The organism is Emcibacter sp. SYSU 3D8, from assembly GCF_039655875.1.
GTDB lineage: Bacteria > Pseudomonadota > Alphaproteobacteria > SMXS01 > SMXS01 > RI-34.
Genome location: NZ_JBBYXK010000001.1, coordinates 232,968 through 258,133, shown reverse-complemented (window position 1 = coordinate 258,133; position 25,166 = coordinate 232,968). Strand labels below are relative to the sequence as shown.

Here is a 25,166-nt window from a genome sequence, read left to right as displayed (position 1 = left end):
CGGCCTTCGCCGAGAAACGCGTTGTATCCTTGGGAAAGCGGTGTCACGCTCATTGTTACGGGAGGGTTACAGTTGCATCGCGCCAGGCCGGTTAGCCTGGGCACCGGTCCAAGCCAGCGTTGGTGTACGCCTCGCCGTCCTGTCGCAGTTCCCTTGGTCCCAAGTGGAGAATGCAATGCATGTAGCGTTTCGAGCCTGCACCCTGATCAGTATCTCAATGTTGATGGCGGCCGCATCCGCTGCCAGCGCCGCGCCCGTCGCGGCGAGCAATATGGGCGCCTATTGCCGCAGCCAGGCGGCGAAGGAATTCAGTGCCCGTCCCAGTTATGTGAAATCCACCAGGGCCATGCCGGCCGAGGACGGTTCCGCCACGGTCAACGGCACCTATGCGGACGGCAACGGCCATACCAAAGCCTTCACGTGCAGGTTCGATGCACAGGGAAACTTCGTCGAGGTCAAGGCCGCCGATACCGGAAAACCGTAGGCCCGGCCTAGGCCAGACTGACAGTGAGCCTGACGCTGCCGCGATTGTTGTCGTAGAAGTGCCAGGCGTCATTGGCGAAGCAGTAGAGGTAACCGCTTGCCTTCGGCGAGAACGTGGTTCCCTTGCCGATCAGGAAGGTCTGGTGCGGCAGGGTGTTTCCCTTGTCGTCCGGCCTCCAGCCGTTGGCGACCATGCCGATCAGTGAAAACCAAGGGCAGCTTTCGTCGCGGCGCGTGCCGAACAGATCGGCCTGCTGGTTGTGGGTCAGCCGCTTGAACAGATCTTCGGCGGCGCCGAAAATCGAACCGGCCAGGTGGACGACTTCGCCGATCGCGAACTTGCCGTCCCTGGTGCCGCCGGGACCGCTCGGGACCGACGCGTCGAGCCACTCGCCTTCCGCCGCGAACGTGTATTTCGTGCCGGCTTCGAGGTAGAGACCCGTCGCATTCCACCGCTCCCGCGCATAGATGCTCAGCTGCGCCGGCTTTGCCCGTGCAACATGCGCACTGGGCCAGTAATCGCCCTGGCTCAGCGGCGGGTTCACGTGCCGGTCCAGCGCAGAGGCGTGAAGCACATCCGCCTTGACCGCGGCTTCCCCGAACCGGGGCACCTGCCGCGGCCGGGTTTTCAGCTTGGCGAACACGCCGACACAGGAATCATGCAGCAGACCCCGGGGATCCGGCTGCAATTGTGCGGTGATCCCGTCGCGGAACGCCAGGCCCTGAAGCCGCGCCTCCTCGATCATCCAGCCGAGCGCGCCGTCCGACAGGCCGCAATGGCCGTAGCCGCCGCCAACATCGCTGTGGACGCCCGGGAACCACACCTGCTTTACCGTCGGCCGGTCCTCGATCCCGGTCCACAGCGTCGGCATGAAGCTCTGACGGGTTTCATCGATGGCCAGCGCGTGGCGCGCATGTGCAACCTTATGGCTCAGCGCCGTATCGTGGAAGCTGTGCTTGTCAGGATCGTCCAGCAGGTTGAACAGGGCCACGTCATCCGGCACGCCAAGGGCGCCGACCGTGTCCCACACGCCGAGAAAGTGGATGTCCATGGAACCCTGGGGCGAGCCGCCATGCGCCGTGTGGTGGAACCGGCGCCTTGCCGTCGGCTTCAGCGTCTTCTTGTCGCGGTAGGCGGCGAACAGGTCATCGACCATGGCCCAGATATCCGCATCGGCCAGGTCCCCGCCGGATGCGTCCAGCAGGCCGCAGCGCGAGATCATGCCGCCCAGGCTGCGCACCGTGTAGGCGCCGCGGCTGAAGCCGAACAGCCAGATGCGGTCGCCGGGCCGGTAATGCCCGGCCAGCCAGCGATAGGCGCTCATGATGTTGCGGCCGAGTCCCCGGCCCATGCCGCCGCCGGCAATCTTGTCGACGATACTGCCTTCGGTGCCTACGCCGGGATGATAATAGCGTTGCTGGGGTACGCCGGCCGCGTCGGCCGCAGCCAGCGCGTTGTACAGCTTGACCACGTTGGTCGGCGACGGCACGACGCCTTCCTTGTCGCCGGGTGTGTTCCAGGTGCCATCGCAGCAGACGATCAGGTTGCCCATCGATCCCTCCCGTGGAAAAGACAAGGATACCACGTCCCCTAGCCGGCCGGATCACCCGTTGCCGGATCGCCGGTGACGGGCCCGCTTCTGGCGTCCCTGTCAGCCCTTGATGAACGCCAGCAGGTCGGCGTTGATGGTCTCGGCCTCGGTTGTCGGCATGCCGTGCGGAAAGCCGGGATAGGTCTTCAGGATACCGTTGCGCAGCAGCTTGGCCGACAGCGGCGCCGAATCCGCATAGGGCACGATCTGGTCGTCGTCGCCGTGCATCACCAGCACCGGCACGGTGATCTGCTTCAGGTCCTCGGTGAAATCGGTCTGGGAAAAGGCGACGATCCCGTCGTAATGCGCCTTGGCGCCGCCCATCATGCCCTGGCGCCACCAGTTCCAGATAATCCCCTGTGACGGCTTTGCGCCGGGCCGGTTGTAGCCATAGAACGGACCGGCGGGCAGGTCGTAGTAGAACTGGGCGCGATTGGCGGCAAGCTGCGCCTGCAGGCCGTCGAAAACCTCCTTGGGCAGCCCGCCCGGATTGGCCTCGGTCTTGACCATCAGCGGCGGCACCGCGGCCAGGATCGCGGCTTTGGCCACCCGGCTTTCGCCGTGGCGGGCAATGTAGTGCACCACCTCGCCGCCGCCGGTGGAATGGCCCACATGCACCGCGTCCTTCAGGTCGAGATGGGCGGTCAGCGTGGCAAGGTCGTCGGCGTAATGATCCATGTCGTGGCCGTCGGCCACCTGGCTGGAGCGGCCATGGCCGCGCCGGTCATGGGCGATCACGCGAAAGCCCTTGCCGGCAAAGAACAACATCTGAGCGTCCCAGTCGTCGGCCGACAATGGCCAGCCGTGACTGAATACGATGGGCTGTCCGCTGCCCCAGTCCTTGTAGAAAATCTCGGCGCCGTCGCTTGTGGTGATTACAGGCATGACTGTTCCCTCGCGCGGGTTGAATGCGTGCAATTGTCGCCGAGAAACCATCGATTGTCGACGGCCAGCCACCATGCGCGGCAGCCATTTTCGTGAATTTTTCGTGGCGGCCGCGTGCCGGTCAGCGCCGCTTCTGCACCGGATCCAGCCCAGCCAGAAATTCCTCGATATCGTTCAGGTCGGCGCAATAGGGGTATTCGGCGTCCCCGAACACGATGGTGAAGGTTTCGGGGTCGCGCAGCATGTAGCCGCCATGCGTCTGCACCCGCTTGTCCGGATTGTCGGCCTTGAGCATGTGCCAGCCGCGCCGCACGACCAGGCGGCGGATACGGCGCTCGATGGCGACAAGGCTGTCGCGGCGGCTCATGTGTGATCTGTCCGTGTTATCGCCCTGCTCCCGGCCATTGATTCCCCGTCAGTTTATCACGGCGCCCGGACTATTGGCGCGGGGCACGGCGGCATTACGGGGTGATGACGCCGTCTCAGCGCTTGCGGACGAACTCGGTGCGCAGGACGAGGCCCTTGATCCCGTCAAATCGGCAATCGATCTCGTCGGGGTCGCCGGTCAGCCGGATCGAGCGGATCACCGTGCCCTGCTTCAGCGTGGTGCCGGCGCCCTTCACCTTCAGGTCCTTGATCAGGGTAACCGAGTCGCCGTCGGCCAGGATGGTGCCCGCCGCGTCGCGGACCTGGATCTCGTCTTCGGCGGCGGCCACAGCCATCTCGCTGGCTGGCCGCCACTCGCCCGTCGCCTCGTCGTACACATACTCGTCGCCGTCGGCCATGCTGGTCTCCATGAAGGAATGCCGCGTTCTGGCAGGTGGCCGCCCGGTGTGCAACGATCAAACGCTGCGCGCATGGCTGACCGGCCATAAACCGCTCCGGCGCAGCCGCGTTGTGGATGGATGCCGATCCTCTTCCGGGAGTCGCAGAAATGCCCGACTATGAGTTCTACTACTGGTCCTTGCCGTTTCGCGGCCAGTTCGTGCGCGCCGTACTGGCCTTCGCCGGCAAGACGTGGACGGAAGCCGGCGATGCGGCGATCGCGGCGCTGAAGGATGGGCCGATAGAGCAGATGCCGGTGCCGTTCATGGGCCCGCCCCTGCTGGTCGACACCAAGGCCGATGTCGCCATCGCCCAGATGCCCGCCATCATCCTCTATCTGGGCGAGACGCTGGAGCTGATGCCGGCCGCCCCGGCCCTGCGCGCTTTGACCATCAAGATCGTGTGCGACGCCAACGACGTGCTCGATGAACTCACGCTCGGCGATGGCCGCCAGATGTGGACGGCAGAACGCTGGCGGACCTTCGTCCCTCGCCTGAAGAAGTGGATGAGTTTCTGGGAAGAAACCGGCCGCCGCCATGGCCTGCAGCCTGGCTCAGGTGTCCTGCTCGGCGGCACGGCGCCGGGCATCGCCGACGTGGTGACCGCCACCCTCTGGCCGATTATGGCGGACCGCTTCCCGGCAATCGGGGCGATCCTCGCCGAAACCGCGCCCCTGACCGCCGCCCTGTCGCGCCGGATCGCCGGCCTGCCGCCGCTCGCCAGGTTGTCGGAGACGGCGAAGGAGGAATACGGCGACGCCTGGTGCGGCGGCCAGATCGAGGCGTCTCTGCGGAAGGTACTTAAGGCCTGCATTCCAGCAGCACTTGGCCCATAGCGAACGACAGACTAAATTGCCTTAGACTGGTACGTTGTCAGGATCACGAATGGCCGCCGACTGGACCGATGAAGAGAATGATGCCATCGTCGCTGATTACTTCTCCATGTTGGCCGACGACCTAGTAGGGCGATCCTATAGCAAGGCCGAACATAATCGGTTGTTGCAAGCGGCAACTGGCCGCGCCCGAGGCTCCATCGAATTCAAGCACCGGAACATCAGCGCCGTACTACAGGCCCTCGGCGAAACGTGGATACCCGGTTACAAACCGGCCTTCAATTTTCAATCCTCTCTGGTAGATGTGGTGAACCGCTGGCTCGACCGGCATCCCGACTGGCTGGTGCCTATTGCGCGGCTCGGCGAAGGCGTTGCACCGGCCGTATTTGCCGAAGAGGCGATCCTTTGGATCGGCCCACCGCCAACACAAACTAACCGACCCCCTCCAGCCGAACTGGAACAGATGGCCGCCATCGCGCGAAAATATGACGTGGCGGAACGTGACGCACGCAACCGGGTGCTCGGGTCAGCCGGCGAGGAGCGTGTTCTCGCTCATGAGCACGCAAATTTGCGCGCCGCTGGGCGAACCGATCTTGCAAACCGCGTTCGTTGGACATCCCATGTGGACGGTGATGGTGCTGGCTATGACATCGAAAGCTTCGAACCTGACGGCGACAAACGGCTGATCGAAGTGAAGACAACGAATGGCTGGGAACGTACGCCGTTTCACATCACGCGCAACGAACTGGAGGTTGCCGATGCCCAATGCGAGGATTGGCGTCTGATGCGTTTGTGGAATTTTTCCAGGGAACCGCGCGCGTTCGAATTGCGTCCGCCGCTGAGAGCCCATGTCTCCCTGATCGCGACCAATTTTCAGGCTATGATTCTGTAAATTTCATTTTTGAGTATGGTCTCATTACGTCAAATTTCATTGCATCGTGTTAGAAGAGCAGCGGTTACCTGCACAGCCTAGTTGCTGAAGATGGTGAAGAGGGCCGTCCCTCACTCCCACTCGATCGTCCCCGGCGGCTTCGACGTCACGTCGTAGACCACCCGGTTGATGCCCCGTACCTCGTTGATGATGCGGCTGGACACCCGGCCCAGGAAGTCGTGGTCGAACGGGTAATAATCCGCCGTCATGCCGTCGGTCGAGGTCACCGCCCGCAGGGCGCAGACATATTCATAGGTCCGCTCGTCGCCCATCACGCCCACGGTGCGCACGGGCAGCAGCACGACGAAGGCTTGCCAGATGGCGTCGTAGAGGCCGGCGCGGCGGATTTCTTCCAGATAGATCCTGTCGGCCTTCTGCAGGATGGCGATCCGGTCTTCCTCGATCGTGCCGGGAATGCGGATGGCGAGGCCCGGGCCGGGGAACGGGTGGCGGTCGACCAGCGTCTCGGGCAGGCCCAGTTCCCGGCCCAGCACCCGCACCTCGTCCTTGAACAGCTCGCGCAGCGGCTCGACCAGCGCCATGTTCATGCGCGCCGGCAGGCCGCCCACATTGTGGTGGGACTTGATGGTCACGCTGGGGCCGCCGCTATAGGACACGCTTTCGATCACGTCGGGATAGAGCGTGCCCTGGGCGAGGAACTTCGCGTCGCCCACCTTGCGCGCCTCGGCCTCGAACACGTCGATGAAGGTGGCGCCGATGATCTTGCGCTTCTGTTCCGGGTCGGACACGCCCGCCAGCTTGCCCAGGAACAGCTTGCCGGCGTCCACATGCACCAGCGGGATGTTGTAATGGCCGCGGAACAGGCTCACCACCTGCTCGGCCTCGTCGGCGCGCAGCATGCCGTGGTCGACGAACACACAGGTGAGCTGATCGCCGATGGCCTCGTGCAGCAGCACGGCCAGCACCGAACTGTCGACGCCGCCCGACAGGCCGCAGATCACCTTTCCCTGCCCCACCTGGGCGCGGATCTCGGCGATCTTGGTCTCGCGGAACGCGGCCATCGACCATTCGGCCCGGCAACCGGCGATGTTCAGCACGAAGTTCTTGAGCAGTTTGCCGCCATCGGGCGTGTGGATCACTTCCGGGTGGAACTGCACGGCGTAGATGCGGCGCGCCTCGTCGGCGATGGCGGCGAAGGGTGCATTGTCGCTGACGGCGACGATCCGGAAACCCTCGGGGATGGAATCGACCCGGTCGCCGTGGCTCATCCACACCTGGTGGCGCTCGCCCGGCGCCCAGACGCCGTCGAACAGCGCGCAGTTCTCCTTCACGTCGAGCCAGGCGCGGCCGAATTCCCTGTGGTCGGCCTTCTCGACCGAGCCGCCGAGCTGGGCGCACAGCGCCTGCTCGCCATAGCAGATGCCGAAGATCGGCACGCCCCGGTCCAGCACCTTCTGCGGAATGCGCGGCGTGTCGGCCTCGATCACGCTGGCGGGGCCGCCGGACAGGATGATTCCCCTGGGATCGAAATCGTCGATCATGCCGTCGACCTTGTTGAACGGCACGACCTCGCAATAGACGCCGGCCTCGCGCACCCGGCGGGCGATCAACTGCGTCACCTGGGAGCCGAAATCGACGATGAGCACGTGTTCAGACATGGACTGGGACCCTATGGCGAGCGTTGGAGGACGGCAACGAAAAAGCCGTCGGTATCATGGGTTGCGGGACTGAGGACGAGATAGTCAGGCGACGCCGACAGGCTGGCGGGCGGGCCGCCTTCCGTGGCCGGCCAGCACGCCGAATAGGCGGCTGGCGCAAAGTCCGGATGGCGCTCGAGAAAGGCCGCGATCCGGTCCTCGCCTTCCTCGGGCAGCAGCGAGCAGGTCATGTAGACCAGCTGTCCGCCCGGCTTGACCAGCCCCGCGCCGCGATCGAGCAGGGTATCCTGCAGCCGCGTAAGCTCGGTGAGCCGTTCCGGCGTCAGCCGCCAGCGCAGTTCCGGATTGCGCCGCCAGGTGCCGGTGCCGCTGCACGGTACGTCGAGAACCACCCGGTCCATGCCGGGCGGCAGCTTCGCCTGGCTTTCCACATACTGGATGGTTCGCGCATCGGCCCGTTTGGCGCGGGGACGCAGCCTGTCGAGCCGCCGGCGATCCGTGTCATAGGCATAGATCTGGCCCGAATTGCCCATCAGCGCTGCGATGGCCAGGGTCTTGCCGCCGCCGCCCGCGCACAGGTCGAGTACCTGCATGCCCCTGGCCGCGCCGGTCAGCAGCGAGGCGATCTGCGATCCCTCGTCCTGAATTTCAATAAAGCCGCCCAGATAGCTGATATGCCTTGAAATATCCATGGCGGTTTCCAGCCTCAAGCTGGTCGTGAGCCTGGTGCTGCGGCTTGCGTCCGGCAACAATTTCAGCGCGTCGTCGACGGTGCCGCGCAGCAGGTTGACCCTCAGGTCCAGCGGCGCCCTGCCCTCCAGCGCGGCCAGTTCCTCGACCAGGCGGCCGCCAAAGCGGCGCTCGAGCGACGCTGTCATCCAGGCCGGGAAGTTGTGCGAGGCCCAGACGGGCGCGGCGGAGATGTCCGCCCCTGCCGCCTCGTGCAGCGCCGCGGCTTCCTCGGCGGTGATAGGCGCTGGCGCGTGACTGTCGCCCTCGAAGCGGGCATTGAGTCCGTCCAGGTCCGCGCCATCCAGAATGACCTGCAGCAGGACGGCCATGCGGGCCGGGGTGGCTTCTCCGGGCAGCCGCCAGTTCAGTTCGCCGCGCCGGCGCAGCACGGCATAGAGCAGGTCGCCGACCGCGCGGCGGTCCTTGGAGCCGGCATAGCGGCGCTGGCGGAAATAGTCGCGCAGGATGGAATCGGCGGCCGCGCCGCCCTCACGGGTGGAGTTGTCGACCGCCGCAACCAGGTCGATCGCGGCCTGGATGCGGGCGCCTTCCCTCATGGCGGCTCAGGAACCCGGGTAATTGGGGGATTCGCGGGTAATCACCACGTCGTGGACGTGGCTTTCGCGCAGGCCCGCATTGGTGATGCGCACGAACTGCGCCCGCTCCTGCAGGTCGGGTACGGTAGCGGCGCCCGTATAGCCCATGGCGGCGCGCAGGCCGCCTACAAGCTGATGCACCACGCTGCCGGTCGGACCCTTGAAAGGCACTTGTCCTTCAACACCTTCCGGGACGAGCTTCATCGTGTCCTTCACTTCTTCCTGGAAGTAGCGATCGGCCGAGCCGCGCGCCATGGCGCCCACCGACCCCATGCCGCGATACGCCTTGTACGAGCGGCCCTGATACAGGAAGACCTCGCCGGGCGCCTCTTCAGTGCCGGCCAGCAGCGAGCCGACCATGACGCAGTTTGCGCCGGCGGCGATGGCCTTCGCCACGTCGCCCGATGTCTTGATGCCGCCGTCGGCGATCACCGGGATCCCGGCCTTGGCGGTCACGCTGACCACATCCATCACCGCCGTCAATTGCGGCACGCCAATGCCGGCGACGATGCGGGTGGTGCAGATCGAGCCCGGGCCGATACCGACCTTGACCGCGTCGGCGCCCGCATCCATCAGCGCCCTGGCGGCATCGGCAGTGGCGATATTGCCGGCGATCACCTCGACGCCGCCTGCCTTTTTCAGCCGCGCGACGGTGTCGATGACCCGGCTGGAATGGCCGTGGGCCGTGTCGACCACGATCACGTCGACCTGGGCGTCGATCAGCGCCGCGGCGCGTTCGAGGCCTTCATTGCCGACGGTCACGGCCGCACCCACGCGCAGCCGACCCTTGGCGTCCTTGGACGCGTTGGGGTGAAGCTGGGCCTTTTCGATGTCCTTGACGGTGATCAGGCCGATGCAGCGATAGGCGTCGTCGACCACCAGGAGCTTTTCGATGCGGTGCTGATGCAGCAGCTTCTGTGCATCCTGGGTGTCCACATTGTCCTTCACGGTGATGACCTGCTGGGTCATCAGGTCGCTGACCGGCTGCGCCTGGTTGGTGGCGAAGCGCACGTCGCGGTTGGTCAGGATGCCGACCAGCTTGCCGCCCTTCTCGACCACGGGAATGCCCGAGATGCGGTGATATTTCATCAACTCCAGCGCGCGCGACAGCGGCTCATGGGGCTGGATGGTCACCGGATTGACGACCATGCCGGATTCGAACTTCTTCACCTGCCTGACTTCCTCGGCCTGTTGGGCCGCGGTCATGTTGCGGTGAAGGATGCCCATGCCGCCCGCCTGAGCCATGGCGATGGCCAGCCGGCTTTCGGTCACGGTATCCATGGCCGCGGAAAGCAGCGGAATGCCGAGTTCGATGGATTGGGTAAGACGGGTACGGGTGTCAACCTGACCGGGCATGACGGCAGACTCGCGAGGCACAAGAAGGACGTCGTCGAAAGTCAGTGCCTCGCGAATGTCCATCGGACCTCCTGGGTCGCCTGCGCCGAAGTGGCGGGGAATATGACACCGTGAACGCCCAGGTACAAGGGCTAGTATCGGTGTTATTTGAGGCCCTTGAATCCGGTCGCAACCACGTAGGCTTCGGCGGAATCCTGCCGGCTGGCCTTGGGTTTTGCGTGCCGGACAGACCTGAAATGCTGCTGCATCATAACCAGGAGTTCGTTCTCGGTACCGCCCTTGAGCACCTTGGCAACGAAGCTGCCGCCGGGCGCCAGCACGTTGACCGCGAACTCGATGGCGGCCTCGCACAGGGCCATGATCTTGATGTGATCGGTGGCCCGATGACCGGACGCGGGCGCGGCCATATCGCTCATGACCAGATCCACGGGACCACCGGCCATCTCGACCAGCCGATCGGGCGCATCGGGGTCGAGGAAATCCAGCTGGGTGATCTCGACACCGGGAATCGGCTCGAACTCATTGATGTCGATCGCGATGATCCGGCCCGACGGACCCACCTTCTTGACCGCCACCTGGCTCCAGCCGCCGGGCGCCGCGCCCAGGTCGATGATCCGGGCTCCCTTTTTGAGCAGATGGTACTTTTCGTCCATCTCGATCAGCTTGTACGCCGCCCGCGAGCGGTAACCCTCGCGCCTGGCGGCCGCCACATAGGGGTCGTTGAGCTGGCGCTGCAGCCACAGGGTGGACGACAAGGTACGGCCCGAGGCGGACTTGACCCGCACACTCAGTTCCCGCTCTCCGGATCCCTTGGCTGGACTTTTTCCCGGGGCGCTGGGGCGCGAGCCCCTAGGCGGACGCGGCGCCATACCCGCTCCGGCGTTGTTCGGTATCGGCATCGATCATCAGGTCGAGCAGCAAGCCCTCGCGCAGGCCGCGGTCGGCAACGCGCAGCTTGGCGCAGGGCCACATACGGGCGATCGCCTCGTAGATGGCGCAGCCGGCGATCACCAGGTCGGCGCGGTCGCGGCCGACGCAGGGTTCTGCCATGCGCTCTTCATAGCTCATGCCGGTCAGCCGGCGGGAAATGTCATGGATATGCTCGCGTTCGATCCACATGCCGTCGACCCGGCTGCGATCATAGCGCCTCAGCCCCAGATGGATGCCGGCGATGGTGGTGACCGTGCCCGACGTGCCGATCATCTGGACCTGGTGCGTCTTGACCCTGTCGCGGAGCCGGTGCTGTTGCTCGAACGGCTGCAGCAGGTCCTCCACGTGGCGGACCATGGCCCGGTACATCTCGTCCGTTACCTCACGGCCGCCGAAGGCTTCTGCCAGCGTCACCACACCGCAGGGCAGCGAGGTCCAGGCACGGATGTCACAGGCCTTGTCCGGCGTGGCCGCGACCCAGATCAATTCGGTGCTGCCGCCGCCGATATCGAACACGAACGCGAATTCGGAACCATCGTCGAACAGCGAAATGCAGCCCGAGACGGCAAGCCGCGCCTCTTCCTCCGGGGTGATGACGTGCAGGTCCAGACCGGTTTTCTCGCGCACTTCCTCGAGGAATTCCAGATGGTTGCTGGCGGCGCGGCAGGCGGCCGTCGCCACGTGGCGCTGGCGGGTGACGCCGCGCCGGTCGATCTTGTCGGCGCAGACTTTCAGCGCGTCGATGGTGCGTGCCATGGCCTCGCGTGACAGCGCGCCCTTGTTGGCGACACCCTCGCCAAGCCGGACAATGCGCGAGAACGAGTCGATAACGCGAAAGCCCGCGCCCGTCGGCCTTGCGATCAGCAGCCGGCAATTGTTGGTGCCCAGGTCGACAGCGGCGTAGGTATGTCCCCAGCGCCCGGCGCTCTGCCCGTTGCCAGGCCGCGCTTCGATATGGTCGGCCGCGTGACGCACGTTGCTTTGGGGCTCCATTCAAGGACTTGAGACTTCACACCAATGTAACGCGGTTTGGCGAAGGCGCAAGGCCGCGCCTGAATCGCCATTTCCGGCGGCTGGCGGCGGCGACGATTTTCCATCGCCCAAATGCCTCTCAAGTCGTTGACAGGCCGCGCCGCTCTCCCTATGTTCCGCCCGCCTTCGTTGGGGGATCGTCTAACGGTAGGACAGCGGACTCTGACTCCGCCAGTCTAGGTTCGAATCCTAGTCCCCCAGCCAACCACTCCTGACAATTCCCGGATAGCGTGCCGCAGGGTTCAATTCGCGCGGTGTTTATGCGATTGTTGCACGCGGGCAACAACTTCAGCGCAGCTCCCTCATCATGACATCTGCAAAAATACCGAGGATCGTCGCTTCGGTGAACGCGCCTTACATGCGGCTGCTGAAATTGTGGCTGGCGCAGTCGGCGGCGCACATGCCCGGCGACCTGCATGTGGGCTGCATGGACATGGACTCCTATGCGCAATGCGCCGGCCTCGAGCGGGTGACCGCCACTGCACTGCCCCAATTGGACATCTCCAGGGACAGCCGGCATTCGTTGCTGGTCCGGCATATGGCGTTCTTCCGGAGTTTCCTCGAGCAGGGCCACGACATTCTGCACACCGACATCGACGCCTTCTGGCATCGTGCGCCGTTGCCGGATTTCGCAGGCTTCGACGATGACATCATCTGTTCGACCGAATTCGGCATTCCCCGAAATCTGGCGGCCAAATGGGGATTTGTTCTTTGTGCCGGCTTCTACCTCGCGCGGTCGACGCCGGGCACAACGGCTTTCTTCGCACGCTGGCAGGAGCGGCTGGAATACCACACCCGAGAGCAGATCGCCTTCAACCAGCTTCTGGACAGTTTGCAGCCGTTCTGGGAGGACGTCGCCCTGGGCGGTCTGACCGGCAAGCGCTGCCGGGTCGAGATCGACGGTCAGCCGCTGTCGGTTCTCGCCCTGCCCTACGAATTGGTGACGCGGGACTCGCCCTTTACCGCGCCGCATGCCGCCGTCGCGCACCCATATTTCGAGCGTCCTTTCTTCACCAGCCACGTCGAGTTGCTGGAGTTCGTTCTGAGCGAGACCGGCGCGACCAACGGCTATGTCGTCCCCGACGAGGCTCTGGTCGAGGTCAGCGGGCTCTCACCCCGGGATGCCGCGGCGCTCTGCGCGCTGAAATGGCGGCTGGCTGCAAGCCCGGCCAGCGGCCCGAACTGGACACATCTGGGTTGCCTGCAACTCCGGCATGGCGATCGTCCCGGGGCCGCGCTGTCGTTCGATCAGGCGTTGCTGCACGGTGTGGACGATCCCAACAGCCAGCTGGCGCTTGGACTTGGCCTGAGGGAACTGGGTAACCGGGAGCAGGCGCGCCGGATCCTGCGGCGGACCGCTGCGAATCTCCAGCTTGAGGCGTTGGTCAGCCGGCAGGCGGCCATCGCGCTCATATCTCTGGGAGCCGTTCTGGACGGTCTGTTGCTGGGGGTGCGGTCGCTACGGCGATTTGGTTTTCGAGAAAGCGCCCGCCTGTTGCCGCTGATGGTTCGCAACAAGCTGCGGGGCGCGCTTTAGGCGCAAAACCCGGCCCGGATGGGCGAGCGGTACATTATTGCTCGAATGTATCGGGTCTGCGGATCTGATCACAAAACGTCAGGTCGGCGGCGATCATCGAATCCCTGAGCGGGTCGCCGCCCGCCTCGATTATCGGCTCTGCAAGCTCCATATATCTCATGCCCATCTGGTTGGCGCTGCTCATCGTATCGTCCAGGGCCCGTTCGAAATCGAGTTGAACATCCCTGCTCAAGTGTCTGGCGGCGGCATAAACGTGGAACTCGCCACGGTCGATAAAGCGATTGGTTACAGTTGGATCATCTTCCGACATCCACTGGGTCAGCAGATATACCCCTGCGCATCGCCTATGGATGATCGGCCAGCTCCATGCATTCGCCTCCTCGTAATACATCTCGTCGAGTGGCGGAAAATCCTCAGGCGTGACCGTCGGCGCCAAGGTTTCACCGGTTGCTGAATCGAGCAGCAACCCGAGTGCCAAAATACCTGCCAAAACCTGCCGCATGCGCTGCCGCCGACTGAATATATCCCAAAGCATACCTGGCCACGAACGATCGGAAAAGATCGGCTATTCGGCGAGCCACAGGAAACGAGCGGCGAACAGGATCGCGAGCAGCAGCATGAGCCAGTCGGCGCGTCTCAGTTTTCCCCTCGCCAGCTTCAGCGCTACATACGCGATGACGCCAAAGGCGATTCCGTTGGAAATCGAGAAGGTGAGCGGTATGCCGACAAGAATAAGAAATGCCGGGATCGACGTCATCGGATCGTGCCAGTCCACTTTCGCCAGTGGCGCCATCATCATGGCGCCGACCAGGATCAGGGCCGGCGCGGTCGCCGCGGCTGGAATCGCCTGGGCGTAGGGCGCCGCAAAAAGCGCGACGAGGAACAGCAGGCCGACCACAACCGCCGTGAGACCGGTTCGCCCGCCCGCCGACACGCCCGAGGCACTTTCGATATAGTTCACCACTGGACTGGTGCCGGCGACCGCCCCGGCCATGCTGGCCGCGGAATCAGCAAACAGCATGCGTTTGAGACGCGGGATACGGCCTTCGGGCGTCATCAGCCCGGCGCGCTGGGTTACCGCGACGAGGGTGCCCACATTGTCGAACAGGTCGACGAACAGGAAGATGAAGATGATCTCGATGAGCGCAAAGCCGGTTCCCTGCCCGCCCAGGCCCAGCGCCGCAGGTATATCCAGGCGGAAAGCTGTCGAGGTCAGGGCGGCGACGCTGTACTCGACCGGCTTGACCACCACTTCGCCGAGCACCCACGCCAGCATCGTGGTCGCAAGGATACCGATCAGGATGGCCGCCCGCACCCGCCACACCATCAGCGCGCCGGTCAGCGCCAAGCCGAAAATGGCCAGTCCCGCCGACGGCGTGGCAAGATCGCCCAGCGCCACGGTGGTTGCCGGATTGGCGACGACGATGCCCGCACCGTGCAGGCCGATAAAGGCGATGAACAGGCCGATGCCCGCGGCAATGGCGGCATACAGCGACGGGGGAATGGCGGCGATAATCAGCTGTCTCAGTCCCCCCATGGTCATCAGCAGCATGGCAAGGCCCGACAGGAACACGCATCCCAGCGCCGTCTCCCAGGGCAGGCCCATGCCGTTCACCACCGTATAGGTGAAATAGGCGTTGAGACCCATGCCGGGCGCCAGGGCGATAGGCGTGTTGGCGGCGAGGCCGATGAGAATCGATCCCATCGCCGCACCCAGACAGGTCGCGGCGGCCGCGCCCGCAAACGGCATACCCGCATCGGCCAGAATCGCCGGATTGACGACGATAATATAGGCCATGGTCAGGAAGCTGGTCAGGCCGGCCAACACCTCGGTGCGGACGCAGGTGCCGTGTTCGGCGAGGCGGAAGAACCTGTTGAGCAAGACGGACCCGATCAGTTGGCGGCGACCGCGGCGCGGCCGCGTTTGAACGCCAGATATCCCAGCAGGACGAAGGTGAGCAGCACAGTTCCCTGTGCCGCCAGGAACGGCGGTTCCGACTGGGTCGGGGCCAGAGGCTGGAGAACGCCCAGTTTCTGAAACGACTGCACCACCAGCACAAAGCAATTGAGATAGAGCGCGGCGACGGCCGTCACCACGTAGACGCCGCGCCAGCGCCCTTTGAGATGCGCTCTATAATAGGCGAACAGCGCGGCGCCCAGCAGGATCGAGGAGACGAGCCCGGTCATCAAGGCCGGGGTCAACCCGCTGATCGGGAACAGAAACCCGCTCAAGGTCGTGGCCACGGTGGTCGCCAGGAACAGATGATTGAGCATCGGCATGGGCATTCCCCTGATCATGCCGTAGAGCACCACCAGGCCCGCAGCAATTGCGATCAGGCTGATGGCCACATGAAGTGTGGTGAAGGCGGAAACGGACAAACCCAATATCATAACCCATCCCCCGGTGGCTCATTATATGGAACGAGTGTCAGGCTTTTTCCGGTAATTGCCAAGCCGCCACATAACCGAGCGTGCTGCCCCGAATATTGGAGATTGGAGACGGTAAACCCATGACCAGCGAAGCAACCTACCGGCCGGAACTGGTCGAGACTGCGACCGACCGGCTGGTGATCATTTCCGGCTGCTCCGGCGGTGGCAAATCGACTTTGCTCGCCGAACTGGCCCGGCGGGGCCATGCGGTCCGACAGGAGGCAGGGCGACAGGTCGTCAAGGAGCAGCTCTTCATCGGCGGTACTGGGCTGCCATGGGCCGACATCGACAAGTTTATCGAGCTGACCGTGTCACGCACGATGCACAACATGATTTCAGCGTCCCAGACAGGCAAGCTGACGTTCTTCGACCGGGGCATCGTCGACCAGATCGCGGGCAGCGGGCAGGTTCCCAACCATCTCATGACGGCCGCACACCGCTTTCGATGCTACAGGCGGGTGTTTTTCGCGCCGCCCTGGCGGGATATCTATCAATGTGATGCGGAACGTCGGCATGGCTTCGAGGATGCCGTGGCAGCCTATGGGCCACTGCGCATCGCTTATGAAGCGTTGGGATATGACGTGGTGGAACTGCCGAAGACCGACGTGGGCGCCCGCGCCGCTTTCGTCCTGCAGCGGCTGATCCTGGAATAGCGGTGCTCGGGCGTTCCCTTCCCGGCCGCGATCACCGTGCCGTGTAGCCGCCGTCCATGACCAGTTCGGCGCCGTGCATGTTGCTGGATTCGTCGCTGGCAAGGAATCGGATGCCCGCAGCGATCTCCTCGGGCTTGCCCATACGGCCGATGGGGTGGGCCGCGACCGAGGCGTCGTAGGCCGCCTGAGCGGATGGCGCGAAACCAAGTTCGTAAAACCGCTGGAAAATCGAGCCCAGCATGTTGGTCTCGATGCCGCCCGGATGAACCGAATTGACCCGGATCTTGTAGTTCAGCGCGCTGAATTCCATGGCGAGCGCCTTGGTCATCAGGCGCACGGCGCCTTTGCTGGTGCAGTAGGCGACGTTGAATTCGGCGCCGATCAGGCCGGCATTGGACGACAGGTTGACGATCGACGCGCCGCCCTTGCGGCGTCCGCCCGCGTCGCGCAGCAGCGGCAGGCAGCTCCGCACGCCGAGATAGACGCCGTCGACGTTGATCGCCATGACCCGGCGCCAGGATGCCAGCGTGCTGCCCTCGATGGGCTCGACCACCGAGATACCGGCATTGTTGACCAGGATGTCCAGGCTTCCGTGATTTTGCCGGACGGCGGCCACGGCGGCGGTCCAGTTATCCTCGTCGGTGACGTCGAGATCGAGCCATTCGACGCCTTCGGGACGACTGGCCTGGGGCGTCGTCGGCAAGTCCGTGGCGATGACGTGCGCGCCGCCCTCGCGCAATGCGGCGCATGTGGCGCCCCCGATTCCGCCGCCCGCACCGGTCACCAGCGCGACGGTTCCCTCAAGTGATATGGTCATGAGATTAAACCCCGTTTGGCGCTATGCCTGACAGTCGAACCGGCGGGAGGCACGCCTCAGGCGTGCGAGCCGGCTGCCTGCCGGCCCAGCAACTCATCACGAACCCCGTCCATCAGCATCTGGCGCGTCCGTTCGACGATGTCATTGATGCTGGGCGTATGGGCAAACATGGAGGCCGCCTTCTCGCGAAGCTCGGTCGCGCTTGGCATGGTCGGCACATGAATCGCGTGGAACAGCTCGTCCAGGTCGTGGCGCAGGTGATCCACCTTCTCGTCGAGCTGGCGATGCCAGCGATCGATCAGTTCGGACATCTCGTGCTGGACGTGGCCACGCTTCTCGGTCAGCCGGGTACGCAGGTCGGCAGCAATACTTTCCACCTTGAAGCTGGCAGCAAGTTGCCCGGCGGCCTTCTCGACCACGGCCGGAGTCAGCTTTTGCTCGTACTGGATTGCCCGCTCGGACGGCAGCCGAAGATCCCAGACGAGACCGACCGCCGACATGGCCCGCAGCACATAATAGCTGATATCGATTTCGTACCACCGGAAGCCCTGACGGGCCGACCCCTGGTAGTGATGATGGTTGTTGTGCCATCCTTCGCCAAAGGTCAGCAGCGCCAGCCACCAATTGTTGCGGGACTGGTCGCCGGTCACGTAGCGGCGCTTGCCGTGGACATGGGCCAGCGAATTGATGGCGAAGGTGGCGTGCCAGCACAGCACCGTCGACCACATGAAGCCGACCACCAGGCCGGACCAGCCGGCCAGCAGCCAGACGACGAAGCCGGAGATCAGTGCCGGCAGATACGGATGGCGCTCAAGCCACAACAACTCGGGATACTTGGCGAGATCGGGCACCAGGCTCAAATCGGTCGTGTCGTAGCGGTCGCTGAATATCCATCCCACATGGGAATAGACGAAGCTGCGCCGGACCGGGGAATGCACATCCTCGGGACCGTCGGAAAAGCGGTGATGGTGCCGGTGCGTGCCCGCCCACCACAGGATGCCCCGCTGGGCGGAACTCTGCGCCAGGAAGCCAAGGATGAACGCCATGACGCGGCTGGTCTTGTAGGTCTTGTGCGAGAAATATCGATGATAGCCGCCGGTCACGCCGAACATGCGCGCTGCATAGAGTCCGGCGCATAGCGCCAGGTCGGCGACCGACACACCGGTCCAGATGGCGGCGAAACACGCGAGATGCGCGGCGATGAATGGTAGGGACGTGCCTAACAGGTAGCGTTCGTTTCTGGGGGCGCGGTGCATCCGGCGACAGGGTCTTTCAGCGGAGAATGTGGCCTGGTCCGTGAGAACGCGCCCTCTCGCTGGCAGGTATCTCGTGGAGGATCGAAGATCCGGCCCTCTATATAGAAACTAACGGGCCCGGATCAAAGCCCTATCGCGCGGACCGCGTGATTGACCGCACCCGCAGCCAATGGAATGCAAGGCCGGAAATCAGCAAAAGTGCGCCGAAAAGGTCGCTGTAGAAGCCTGCGGTCAGCAGCAATATTCCGCCCAGGCCGCAAAGAACCCGCTCGATCAGGCGGGCCGGCGCGGCCGCGTAACCCGTAATGCCGACGGCCAGCCCAAGCAGCGCCAGCGCCGACTTCAGCACGGCTACCAGAATACCGGTCCAATCCGCCCAGCTGACCGGATCGGCGCCCTCGGGCGTCAGGGTCAGCAACTGGAGCCCGTACGGCGTCAGGCAGAACATCACGGGAATGACGAAGGCCGGCAGCGTGTATTTCCATGTCTGCATCATGGTGCGGAACGGTTGCCCGCCGGTGATCGCCGACGCGGCGAAAGGCGCAAGCGCCGTCGGCGGCGAGACTTCGCCCAGCACGGCGTAGTAAAACATGAACATGTGCGCGGCGGGTTCCGGAATCCCCACACGGGTCAGCGCGGGAACCAGCATCACGGCGGCGATGATGTAGCTGGCGGTGACAGGGAGCGCGGCCCCGATCACCCACATGGCGATGGCTGCGAGCAGGATCACGACCAATCGATCGCCGCCGCCCGCGCTGACGATGATCGACGAGATCGTCAGGCCAAGTCCGGTCAGATTGACCACCGAGACGATGAGGCCGGCGCATGCGCATGTGGCAACGATGCCCAGTGTCGACACGGCGCCGTCGTGCAGCGCCGATGCCATGCCAAGCGCGCCATCTGTTGCCGCAACGTTCCGGCGCCATGCCCGGTACCCCTGAAATGCCGAGAACAGGGTGGCTGCCAGGATCATCCAGAACAGGGACACCGAAATACGCCCGTCGAACAGGTTGCCGACACCACTTGCCTTGGCCAGCCCGGTCACACCGAACAGATAGGTCGCGCCTGCGACGCACACCCCGACGGCAAGGGCTGCCGGTGTGACGAGGCGATCCTCGCGCCGCAGCATGGAGAGAGCGAGGGCCAGGGCGATCGACCAGAAAACGGCCATGAATGCCGAGAAGCCCAGCGCCAGGAGGAGCGCAATCGTCAGCAGCGAAAGAAAATGATAGCCGTGCCCGCGCGTCAGCGCCCAGAGCGACGACTGCGAGGTACGCACTGCGGCCACGCCAAGTTTGCGCGCGTCGGCCTCGGTGGTGAGCCAGCACGAGAAGTAATACAGCAATGCGGGAATCGCCGCATAGATGATGACCTGAAGGTAGGGAACCTGAAGGTATTCGGCGATGATGAACGCCACTGCGCCGAGCGTCGGCGGCGCGATCAGCGCGCCTATGCCTGCCGCCGACAGCATGCCGCCGGCAACATTTGGCGGATAGCCGCTGCCCTTCAGCATCGGCCACGCCAGCGAGGCCAGTGTCACCGTCGTCGCCACGCCGGAGCCCGATACGGTGCCGAGCAGGAAACCGGATGCCACCACTGCCCGGCCGGGCGCGGCCGGCGACGGCTTCTTGCCGAACAGGGCGAACGCCCAGTCGATGAAGAAGCGTCCTGCCCCTCCCCGCGCCAGCACGCTGCCGAACAGCGTGAAGACGATGATGAAGGTGGCCGCCACGTCGAGCGGGGTCGAGAAGACGCCCTCGAAGGTCAGATAGTTCTGAGCGATCATCCGGGTTACCGAAAATCCCCGGTGGTCGAACGGCAGCGGCACGTAGGGACCCAGGTAGCAATAGGCGAGGAAGACCAGCGTGATCGCGGGCAGAATCCAGCCGATGGCCCGCCGGGTCGCCTCGAGAATCAGCACGATCAGCGCCAGTCCCAGTGCGATTTCTTCCGGCGTGGGCCGGGTTGCGCGGTTCTTGTACAGGTCGATCTGGGTCGCGAGGTACACGGCGCTCCAGATTGCCAGCGCCGCCAGAATCCAGTCGGAAAGACGCAATCGGGCAACAATCGGAACCGAGGTGGCAATCGGGTACAGCAGGAACGGTACCGCCAGCGCAGCCAGGATCAGGCAGCCCTTCGTATCCCCCTGCATCAGGTTCGTGTCATGCAGCACGAGGCCGATGAGCCCGAGCGCCACTCCCGCCGTAAGCCATTCTTCGAGCGTGGCGCGCCGGAATGTGGACGGCGGCACGAGCGGGCGCCGCAGGAACACCAACGCGAGGGCGATCGCCAGGAAACTCGCCCGGTACCAGGTCGTGTTGATCGCAAACTGGGTCCAGTAGAGCGCATAGCAGGCCAGGGCGAAAGCCACTGCACCGGTGGCGTATTTCAGCCAGCCCTGCACATATTCCGGTTCGCCATCGTCGGACAGCGTTGCGGCCAGGGCGAGTTGTTCGTCGATGACGTCCTGTTCGTCGTCCTGCATCAGGCGAGCACGCCGTGGGCACGATAGAAGGTCTCGGCGGCCGGATGGAACGGCACGGCCGTGCGCCGGGCGGCGCCGGCCAGAGTGAGCTTGCGCGCTTCCGGGTGAATGGCGTGTACCTCATCCAGGTTCTTGAACACGGTGTTGAGCACGCGCGTGACGAACTCGCCATCGACGGCCTCGGGCACAAGCAGCAGGTTTGCCACACCCAGCCCGGATACAGGCTCGTCCTGCGTTCTGTAGACCCCGGCCGGCAATTCGAATGCCGAATAGATCCCGGGCCAGGCCGCCTCGAGCGCCGCCAGTTCCCCGCCGGTCGGCACAAAGCGCAATGCCGGTTGTCCGGAAAGCGCCAGGTCGTTGATTGCCGAGGTGGGAATGCCGCCCACCCAGAACAATCCGGCAATCTTGCCGTCCTTCATGGCGCCGACGGATTCGGACACGCTGAGATTGTCGCGGGTCACGTCCTTGAGCGGATCGAGGCCGGCGGCGCGAAGCACCCGATCCGCGAATGCCTCCGTCGAGGAGCCGGCCGAGCCGATGGAAATCCGCCTGCCCCTGAGATCGGCCACACGCCGGATGGGCAATGACGCATTGACCACCAGATGCAGAAAGCTGTCATAGAGCACGGCCATGGTTCGAATTTTCTGGGGACCGACCGTATCGTAGGGCGGCCGTCCCTTGATCGCTTCGTAGGCGGAATCGACGGTCGAGAAGCCCATTTCGGCCTGGCCGGCATCCAGCAGCATGATGTTGTCGACCGAGCCGCCGGTGACCTGCGCGGTCGCCTGGATGTCGTTGCCATGCTCGCTGAGCAGTTTGGCGAGGCCACCGCCATAGGGATAGAACACGCCGCCTGTGCCACCGGTCACGATGGCCATGCGAAGGCGGCGCGCATGGGCCGCGTGGGGCAGTAACATGCAGGCCATGCCGAGACCCGCGCCCAGGCTGAGGACGCGCCTGCGGGAGATGCGCGGACTGCTGGAGCGGAGGAGATGCGGCAAGAGATTTTCCGTGTAGTCGGCAAGGTTGGTCACGATAAGAACACACCAGTTGTGCTGCGTCAGGTCAACATTAGCGTGGCATTGACGTCGTGGCGGGCCTATATGTGCGCCCAACCCCAACGGCGTTGCGAGAACCATGACGGACTCCACCACGGCCGCCGCGGTGCGGGACCGGACCGGCACCACCCCTTATGCCTCGCGGCGGACCTTCGCGATCATTTCCCATCCGGATGCGGGCAAGACCACGCTGACCGAAAAGCTGTTGCTGTTCGGCGGCGCGATCCGTCTCGCCGGCAACGTCCGTGCGCGCGGCGAGCGGCGGCGTACCCAGTCGGACTGGATGGAGATCGAGCGCGCCCGCGGCATCTCGATCACCAGTTCGGTCATGACCTTCGAGCGCGACGGCATCACCTTCAATCTGCTCGATACGCCCGGCCACCAGGACTTCAGTGAGGACACCTACCGCACGTTGACCGCGGTGGATTCCGCCATCATGGTGATCGACGCGGCGAAAGGCATCGAGGCCCAGACCCGCAAGCTGTTCGAGGTGTGCCGCCTGCGCGACATTCCGATCATCACCTTCATCAACAAGGTGGACCGGGAGGCGCGCGACCCGTTCGAGTTGCTCGACGAAATCGAGAGCACCCTCGCCCTCAGCGCCTGTCCCATGACCCTCCCGATCGGCTCGGGCACGGCTTTCCACGGTCTCTACGATCTTCAGGCCGGCCAGCACCTGACCTCGAGCGCCGGCCGCGACGGCAAGTTCGACCTTGTCATCGATGCACCGTCGCCCGACAGCCCTGCGCTGGAAGAACGGGTGCCGCCGCATGTGCTGGAGCCGTTCCGTGAAATGGCGGAACTGGCGCAGGTTGGATATCCGGAATTCGATATGGCCGCCTACCGCGAAGGTCATCTGACCCCGGTCTTTTTCGGCAGTGCCCTGAAGGACTATGGGGTCGACAGGCTGCTCGATGCGCTGGAGAGCTTTGCGCCGCCGCCGCAGCGCCAGCCGGCCGAGCCTGCACCGGTCGATCCCGGCGAGGACCGCGTCACCGGGTTCGTCTTCAAGGTCCAGGCGAATATGGACCCGAATCACCGCGACCGTGTCGCCTTCGTGCGACTGGTATCGGGCCAGTTCAAGCGGGGCATGAAGCTGCGGCAGGTGCGCAGCGGCAAGCCTCTCGCGATCGCCAACCCGATTTTCTTTTTCGCCCAGGAACGCGAGCTCGCCGAAGAAGCCTTCCCTGGCGACATCATCGGCGTTCCGAACCATGGCACCTTGCGGGTCGGCGATGCGCTGGTCGAAGGCGACGATGTCAGATTTACCGGCATTCCCAGCTTCGCGCCCGAAATTCTGCGCCGTGTGAGATTGGCAGACCCCAGTCGCGGCAAGCAGTTGCGCAGCGCTCTTGAGGATCTTTCCGAGGAAGGTGTCGTTCAGGCATTCCGGCCGTTGCTGGGATCGAGCTGGATCGTCGGCGTGGTCGGCCAGCTCCAGCTCGACGTCATGGCCTCGCGCGTTGCCGTCGAATACAAGGTCGCCATCGACTTCGAACCCGCACCCTTCGAGACCGCCCGCTGGGTCGACAGCGACGACCCAGCAGAGCTCAGGAAGTTTCTCGATGAACGGCGCTCGGTGCTGGCCGAGGATCGCGACGGCGCACCCGTCCTGCTGGCCCGGAACATGTGGGAGCTGAACCGGACCATGGAAGAATGGCCCAAGGTGCAGTTCTACAAGACCCGCGAACGGGCCTGATCCGCCCGGGATAGCCGGGCCGCATGCCGCTGGCCTATGATCCCGGGATGCGGATGCTGCGGCCATCAATGACACGAAATCGCTGGCTGGCGGCCGCCGCCCTGATCGGGCTGGCGGTGTTCGGGTTGTGGGCGAAACCCTTCGCTCTGCTTCCGGAGCGGCAGGATCCGTCGGTCGTCTCGATCGAACTGGACCCTGTTTACCGGCAACAATATCTATTGGCGCAGGCGTGGCGTTTTCCCGTTGCGGTCGCCTATCGCCGTGCCGGCTTCACCCATCAGGACAATGCCTCCTTCTGCGGACCGGCCAGCGCGTCCAACCTGTTGCGGTCGGCCGGGATCGAAGCATCGCAGGACGCGCTTGCCGCGTTGTCGTCCGCGCAGTCCATCCTGGGGTCCCTGCCAATGGGTCTAACGCTTGACGAGGAAGCCGACATGCTGCGGAAGGCGGCGCCCTGGCCGGTGACCGTGGTGCGCGATTCCACCCTGGCCGACTTTCGCGCCCACCTTTCGGGCGCGAACGACCCGGCGCGCCGCTATATCGTCAATTTCGACCGTGGTGCCCTGTTCGGACGCGGCCACGGCCATTTTTCGCCGGTTCTGGGCTATTTGTCAGGCCCCGACCTGGTGTTTGTGGGCGACGTCAACCGGGACTATGGCGCCTATCTGGTTCGGACCGAGCGGCTTTGGCGGGCCACTGACACCGTGGACTCCACGAGTGGCAAGTCCAGGGGCCTTATCGTGGTCGATATCAGGCCTGAACCAGACGGCACAGCACCAGGTAGTAGAACGCCGTCGCCACCATGAAGCTGATGGCCAGGATAGTCGACTGGATGCCGACGATGCGGCCGAAACTGGCCATCGGATGCCGGGTATAGCCGTAGGCGTGCAGGTAACGGGCCAGCACCAGCAGGCCGCCGCCGGCATGCACCATGATCGCCGGCGCCCCGGACAGTTCGACCATCACCAGCAGCGCCAGACCGGTCGGCACATATTCAGTGAAGTTGGCGTGCACCCGGGTCACGCGCAGGGACTTCTCGTCCTCGCCCTGCGAGCCGGGCGCAGTCATGATCCGCACCCGGTGGTGCATGACGTTGTAGGTCAGCATCACCAGCAGAAGGCCAAGTGCGGCGCCATAATACAGACTGACCGGTACCGCCCGCCCCGCCACCGCCACCGGCATGCCGCCGGTCAGCAATCCGGCGACGATCAGGCCCGTCCCGGCGATCAGAAGAGCGTAGGCCGCGCGCATGAAGTTCTTCAGGATGCTGGCGCCGGGCGCATAGTCCCACGCGCCTTTGGCGTATCCGTAGACGATGCCGGTGCCGACCATGATCAGGGCCATGCCCAGAATCACGGCGAATGTCGGCCATGGAATGACAGTCATGGTTCCCCTCCCCGTTTGCCGGCTGATCA

General features: G+C 64.5%; 24 protein-coding genes and 1 tRNA gene. 8 read left to right on the top strand and 17 right to left on the bottom strand.

Annotation, left to right across the window (positions count from 1 at the left end; translation table 11 throughout):
* Positions 1 to 223: 223 nt before the first annotated feature.
* Positions 224 to 484, top strand: coding sequence for a hypothetical protein (locus WJU21_RS01305; protein WP_346321573.1), 261 nt, complete (start codon positions 224 to 226; stop codon positions 482 to 484).
* 7 nt (positions 485 to 491) lie between these two features.
* Here the strand turns inward: WJU21_RS01305 and WJU21_RS01300 are convergent, their stop codons facing one another.
* From WJU21_RS01300 to WJU21_RS01285, 4 genes are all read right to left on the bottom strand, one after another.
* The gene (locus tag WJU21_RS01300) at positions 492 to 2,036 is read right to left on the bottom strand and encodes a DUF2235 domain-containing protein (RefSeq protein ID WP_346321572.1); all 1,545 of its coding nucleotides are present in this window, start codon (positions 2,034 to 2,036) and stop codon (positions 492 to 494) included.
* 99 nt (positions 2,037 to 2,135) lie between these two features.
* Positions 2,136 to 2,960: an alpha/beta hydrolase gene (locus WJU21_RS01295; protein WP_346321571.1), complete on the bottom strand. Its 825-nt coding sequence runs from the start codon at positions 2,958 to 2,960 to the stop codon at positions 2,136 to 2,138.
* Between the two features lie 121 nt (positions 2,961 to 3,081).
* Positions 3,082 to 3,327, bottom strand: coding sequence for a hypothetical protein (locus tag WJU21_RS01290; RefSeq protein ID WP_346321570.1), 246 nt, complete (start codon positions 3,325 to 3,327; stop codon positions 3,082 to 3,084).
* A gap of 115 nt (positions 3,328 to 3,442) precedes the next feature.
* Entirely contained in the window at positions 3,443 to 3,745 is a 303-nt protein-coding gene (locus WJU21_RS01285; protein ID WP_346321569.1) for an alkylphosphonate utilization protein, read from the bottom strand.
* Between the two features lie 149 nt (positions 3,746 to 3,894).
* Here WJU21_RS01285 and WJU21_RS01280 point away from each other — a divergent pair, with 149 nt between their 5' ends.
* Positions 3,895 to 4,620, top strand: a complete 726-nt coding sequence (locus WJU21_RS01280; RefSeq protein ID WP_346321568.1) for a glutathione S-transferase — start codon at positions 3,895 to 3,897, stop codon at positions 4,618 to 4,620.
* Between the two features lie 49 nt (positions 4,621 to 4,669).
* Complete coding sequence (locus WJU21_RS01275; protein ID WP_346321567.1) at positions 4,670 to 5,509, top strand: DUF3883 domain-containing protein; 840 nt, start codon at positions 4,670 to 4,672, stop codon at positions 5,507 to 5,509.
* A 110-nt stretch (positions 5,510 to 5,619) separates the two neighbouring features.
* On the opposite strand, the gene guaA is transcribed toward WJU21_RS01275, so the two are convergent.
* The 5 genes from guaA to WJU21_RS01250 all read right to left on the bottom strand — a co-directional run bounded on the left by guaA (position 5,620) and on the right by WJU21_RS01250 (position 11,756).
* Positions 5,620 to 7,167, bottom strand: a complete 1,548-nt coding sequence (gene guaA / locus WJU21_RS01270) for a glutamine-hydrolyzing GMP synthase (RefSeq protein WP_346321566.1) — start codon at positions 7,165 to 7,167, stop codon at positions 5,620 to 5,622.
* A gap of 11 nt (positions 7,168 to 7,178) precedes the next feature.
* Entirely contained in the window at positions 7,179 to 8,456 is a 1,278-nt protein-coding gene (locus tag WJU21_RS01265) for an RsmB/NOP family class I SAM-dependent RNA methyltransferase (RefSeq protein WP_346321565.1), read from the bottom strand.
* A 6-nt stretch (positions 8,457 to 8,462) separates the two neighbouring features.
* Complete coding sequence (gene guaB, locus WJU21_RS01260) at positions 8,463 to 9,914, bottom strand: IMP dehydrogenase (RefSeq protein WP_346321564.1); 1,452 nt, start codon at positions 9,912 to 9,914, stop codon at positions 8,463 to 8,465.
* A gap of 80 nt (positions 9,915 to 9,994) precedes the next feature.
* A complete protein-coding gene (locus tag WJU21_RS01255; RefSeq protein ID WP_346321563.1) occupies positions 9,995 to 10,720 on the bottom strand; it encodes an RlmE family RNA methyltransferase in 726 nt (241 codons plus the stop codon).
* Positions 10,701 to 11,756: a Ppx/GppA phosphatase family protein gene (locus WJU21_RS01250; RefSeq protein WP_346321562.1), complete on the bottom strand. Its 1,056-nt coding sequence runs from the start codon at positions 11,754 to 11,756 to the stop codon at positions 10,701 to 10,703. The genes WJU21_RS01255 and WJU21_RS01250 overlap by 20 nt, the downstream gene beginning before the upstream one ends.
* Positions 11,757 to 11,943: 187 nt before the next feature.
* Between WJU21_RS01250 and WJU21_RS01245 the strand changes: the two genes are divergently transcribed.
* Both WJU21_RS01245 and WJU21_RS01240 read left to right on the top strand, forming a co-directional pair.
* Positions 11,944 to 12,017 (top strand) — tRNA-Gln (locus WJU21_RS01245).
* A gap of 139 nt (positions 12,018 to 12,156) precedes the next feature.
* Positions 12,157 to 13,350: a putative nucleotide-diphospho-sugar transferase gene (locus tag WJU21_RS01240; RefSeq protein WP_346321561.1), complete on the top strand. Its 1,194-nt coding sequence runs from the start codon at positions 12,157 to 12,159 to the stop codon at positions 13,348 to 13,350.
* Between the two features lie 34 nt (positions 13,351 to 13,384).
* On the opposite strand, the gene WJU21_RS01235 is transcribed toward WJU21_RS01240, so the two are convergent.
* The 3 genes from WJU21_RS01235 to WJU21_RS01225 form a co-directional block, all read right to left on the bottom strand.
* Positions 13,385 to 13,852: a hypothetical protein gene (locus tag WJU21_RS01235; RefSeq protein ID WP_346321560.1), complete on the bottom strand. Its 468-nt coding sequence runs from the start codon at positions 13,850 to 13,852 to the stop codon at positions 13,385 to 13,387.
* 63 nt (positions 13,853 to 13,915) lie between these two features.
* Positions 13,916 to 15,232 (bottom strand): NCS2 family permease, encoded by a 1,317-nt coding sequence (locus WJU21_RS01230; protein ID WP_346321559.1) that lies wholly within the window; start codon positions 15,230 to 15,232, stop codon positions 13,916 to 13,918.
* Positions 15,233 to 15,243: 11 nt separating this feature from the next.
* Entirely contained in the window at positions 15,244 to 15,741 is a 498-nt protein-coding gene (locus tag WJU21_RS01225) for a hypothetical protein (RefSeq protein WP_346321558.1), read from the bottom strand.
* Between the two features lie 119 nt (positions 15,742 to 15,860).
* Here WJU21_RS01225 and WJU21_RS01220 point away from each other — a divergent pair, with 119 nt between their 5' ends.
* On the top strand, positions 15,861 to 16,433 hold the full coding sequence (locus WJU21_RS01220) for an AAA family ATPase (protein WP_346321557.1): 573 nt from the start codon (positions 15,861 to 15,863) through the stop codon (positions 16,431 to 16,433).
* Between the two features lie 31 nt (positions 16,434 to 16,464).
* Here the strand turns inward: WJU21_RS01220 and WJU21_RS01215 are convergent, their stop codons facing one another.
* From WJU21_RS01215 to WJU21_RS01200, 4 genes are all read right to left on the bottom strand, one after another.
* Positions 16,465 to 17,250: an SDR family oxidoreductase gene (locus WJU21_RS01215; RefSeq protein ID WP_346321556.1), complete on the bottom strand. Its 786-nt coding sequence runs from the start codon at positions 17,248 to 17,250 to the stop codon at positions 16,465 to 16,467.
* A 56-nt stretch (positions 17,251 to 17,306) separates the two neighbouring features.
* Positions 17,307 to 18,506 carry an acyl-CoA desaturase gene (locus WJU21_RS01210; RefSeq protein WP_346321555.1) on the bottom strand — a complete coding sequence of 400 codons (1,200 nt, stop codon included), beginning with the start codon at positions 18,504 to 18,506 and terminating at the stop codon, positions 17,307 to 17,309.
* A gap of 130 nt (positions 18,507 to 18,636) precedes the next feature.
* The gene (locus tag WJU21_RS01205) at positions 18,637 to 20,991 is read right to left on the bottom strand and encodes a TRAP transporter fused permease subunit (protein WP_346321554.1); all 2,355 of its coding nucleotides are present in this window, start codon (positions 20,989 to 20,991) and stop codon (positions 18,637 to 18,639) included.
* Positions 20,991 to 22,028, bottom strand: coding sequence for a TAXI family TRAP transporter solute-binding subunit (locus WJU21_RS01200; protein WP_346321553.1), 1,038 nt, complete (start codon positions 22,026 to 22,028; stop codon positions 20,991 to 20,993). The genes WJU21_RS01205 and WJU21_RS01200 overlap by 1 nt, the downstream gene beginning before the upstream one ends.
* Before the next feature lie 103 nt (positions 22,029 to 22,131).
* Here WJU21_RS01200 and WJU21_RS01195 point away from each other — a divergent pair, with 103 nt between their 5' ends.
* Together WJU21_RS01195 and WJU21_RS01190 are read left to right on the top strand one after the other, a co-directional pair.
* The gene (locus WJU21_RS01195) at positions 22,132 to 23,751 is read left to right on the top strand and encodes a peptide chain release factor 3 (RefSeq protein WP_346321552.1); all 1,620 of its coding nucleotides are present in this window, start codon (positions 22,132 to 22,134) and stop codon (positions 23,749 to 23,751) included.
* Positions 23,752 to 23,819: 68 nt separating this feature from the next.
* On the top strand, positions 23,820 to 24,557 hold the full coding sequence (locus WJU21_RS01190; protein WP_346321551.1) for a phytochelatin synthase family protein: 738 nt from the start codon (positions 23,820 to 23,822) through the stop codon (positions 24,555 to 24,557).
* Here the strand turns inward: WJU21_RS01190 and WJU21_RS01185 are convergent.
* Positions 24,502 to 25,137 (bottom strand): MAPEG family protein, encoded by a 636-nt coding sequence (locus WJU21_RS01185; protein ID WP_346321550.1) that lies wholly within the window; start codon positions 25,135 to 25,137, stop codon positions 24,502 to 24,504. The two genes, WJU21_RS01190 and WJU21_RS01185, sit on opposite strands and share 56 nt — an antisense overlap.
* Between the last annotated feature and the right edge of the window lie 29 nt (positions 25,138 to 25,166).

Bases quoted from the DNA above. Each gene is read 5' to 3' on its own strand.
- WJU21_RS01305 (WP_346321573.1), top strand. From the start codon at position 224: ATGGCGGCCGCATCCGCTGCCAGCGCCGCGCCCGTCGCGGCGAGCAAT.
- WJU21_RS01300 (WP_346321572.1), bottom strand. From the start codon at position 2,036: ATGGGCAACCTGATCGTCTGCTGCGATGGCACCTGGAACACACCCGGC.
- WJU21_RS01295 (WP_346321571.1), bottom strand. From the start codon at position 2,960: ATGCCTGTAATCACCACAAGCGACGGCGCCGAGATTTTCTACAAGGAC.
- WJU21_RS01290 (WP_346321570.1), bottom strand. From the start codon at position 3,327: ATGAGCCGCCGCGACAGCCTTGTCGCCATCGAGCGCCGTATCCGCCGC.
- WJU21_RS01285 (WP_346321569.1), bottom strand. From the start codon at position 3,745: ATGGCCGACGGCGACGAGTATGTGTACGACGAGGCGACGGGCGAGTGG.
- WJU21_RS01280 (WP_346321568.1), top strand. From the start codon at position 3,895: ATGCCCGACTATGAGTTCTACTACTGGTCCTTGCCGTTTCGCGGCCAG.
- WJU21_RS01275 (WP_346321567.1), top strand. From the start codon at position 4,670: ATGGCCGCCGACTGGACCGATGAAGAGAATGATGCCATCGTCGCTGAT.
- guaA (WP_346321566.1), bottom strand. From the start codon at position 7,167: ATGTCTGAACACGTGCTCATCGTCGATTTCGGCTCCCAGGTGACGCAG.
- WJU21_RS01265 (WP_346321565.1), bottom strand. From the start codon at position 8,456: ATGAGGGAAGGCGCCCGCATCCAGGCCGCGATCGACCTGGTTGCGGCG.
- guaB (WP_346321564.1), bottom strand. From the start codon at position 9,914: ATGGACATTCGCGAGGCACTGACTTTCGACGACGTCCTTCTTGTGCCT.
- WJU21_RS01255 (WP_346321563.1), bottom strand. From the start codon at position 10,720: ATGGCGCCGCGTCCGCCTAGGGGCTCGCGCCCCAGCGCCCCGGGAAAA.
- WJU21_RS01235 (WP_346321560.1), bottom strand. From the start codon at position 13,852: ATGCGGCAGGTTTTGGCAGGTATTTTGGCACTCGGGTTGCTGCTCGAT.
- WJU21_RS01225 (WP_346321558.1), bottom strand. From the start codon at position 15,741: ATGATATTGGGTTTGTCCGTTTCCGCCTTCACCACACTTCATGTGGCC.
- WJU21_RS01220 (WP_346321557.1), top strand. From the start codon at position 15,861: ATGACCAGCGAAGCAACCTACCGGCCGGAACTGGTCGAGACTGCGACC.
- WJU21_RS01215 (WP_346321556.1), bottom strand. From the start codon at position 17,250: ATGACCATATCACTTGAGGGAACCGTCGCGCTGGTGACCGGTGCGGGC.
- WJU21_RS01210 (WP_346321555.1), bottom strand. From the start codon at position 18,506: ATGCACCGCGCCCCCAGAAACGAACGCTACCTGTTAGGCACGTCCCTA.
- WJU21_RS01205 (WP_346321554.1), bottom strand. From the start codon at position 20,991: ATGCAGGACGACGAACAGGACGTCATCGACGAACAACTCGCCCTGGCC.
- WJU21_RS01195 (WP_346321552.1), top strand. From the start codon at position 22,132: ATGACGGACTCCACCACGGCCGCCGCGGTGCGGGACCGGACCGGCACC.
- WJU21_RS01190 (WP_346321551.1), top strand. From the start codon at position 23,820: ATGACACGAAATCGCTGGCTGGCGGCCGCCGCCCTGATCGGGCTGGCG.
- WJU21_RS01185 (WP_346321550.1), bottom strand. From the start codon at position 25,137: ATGACTGTCATTCCATGGCCGACATTCGCCGTGATTCTGGGCATGGCC.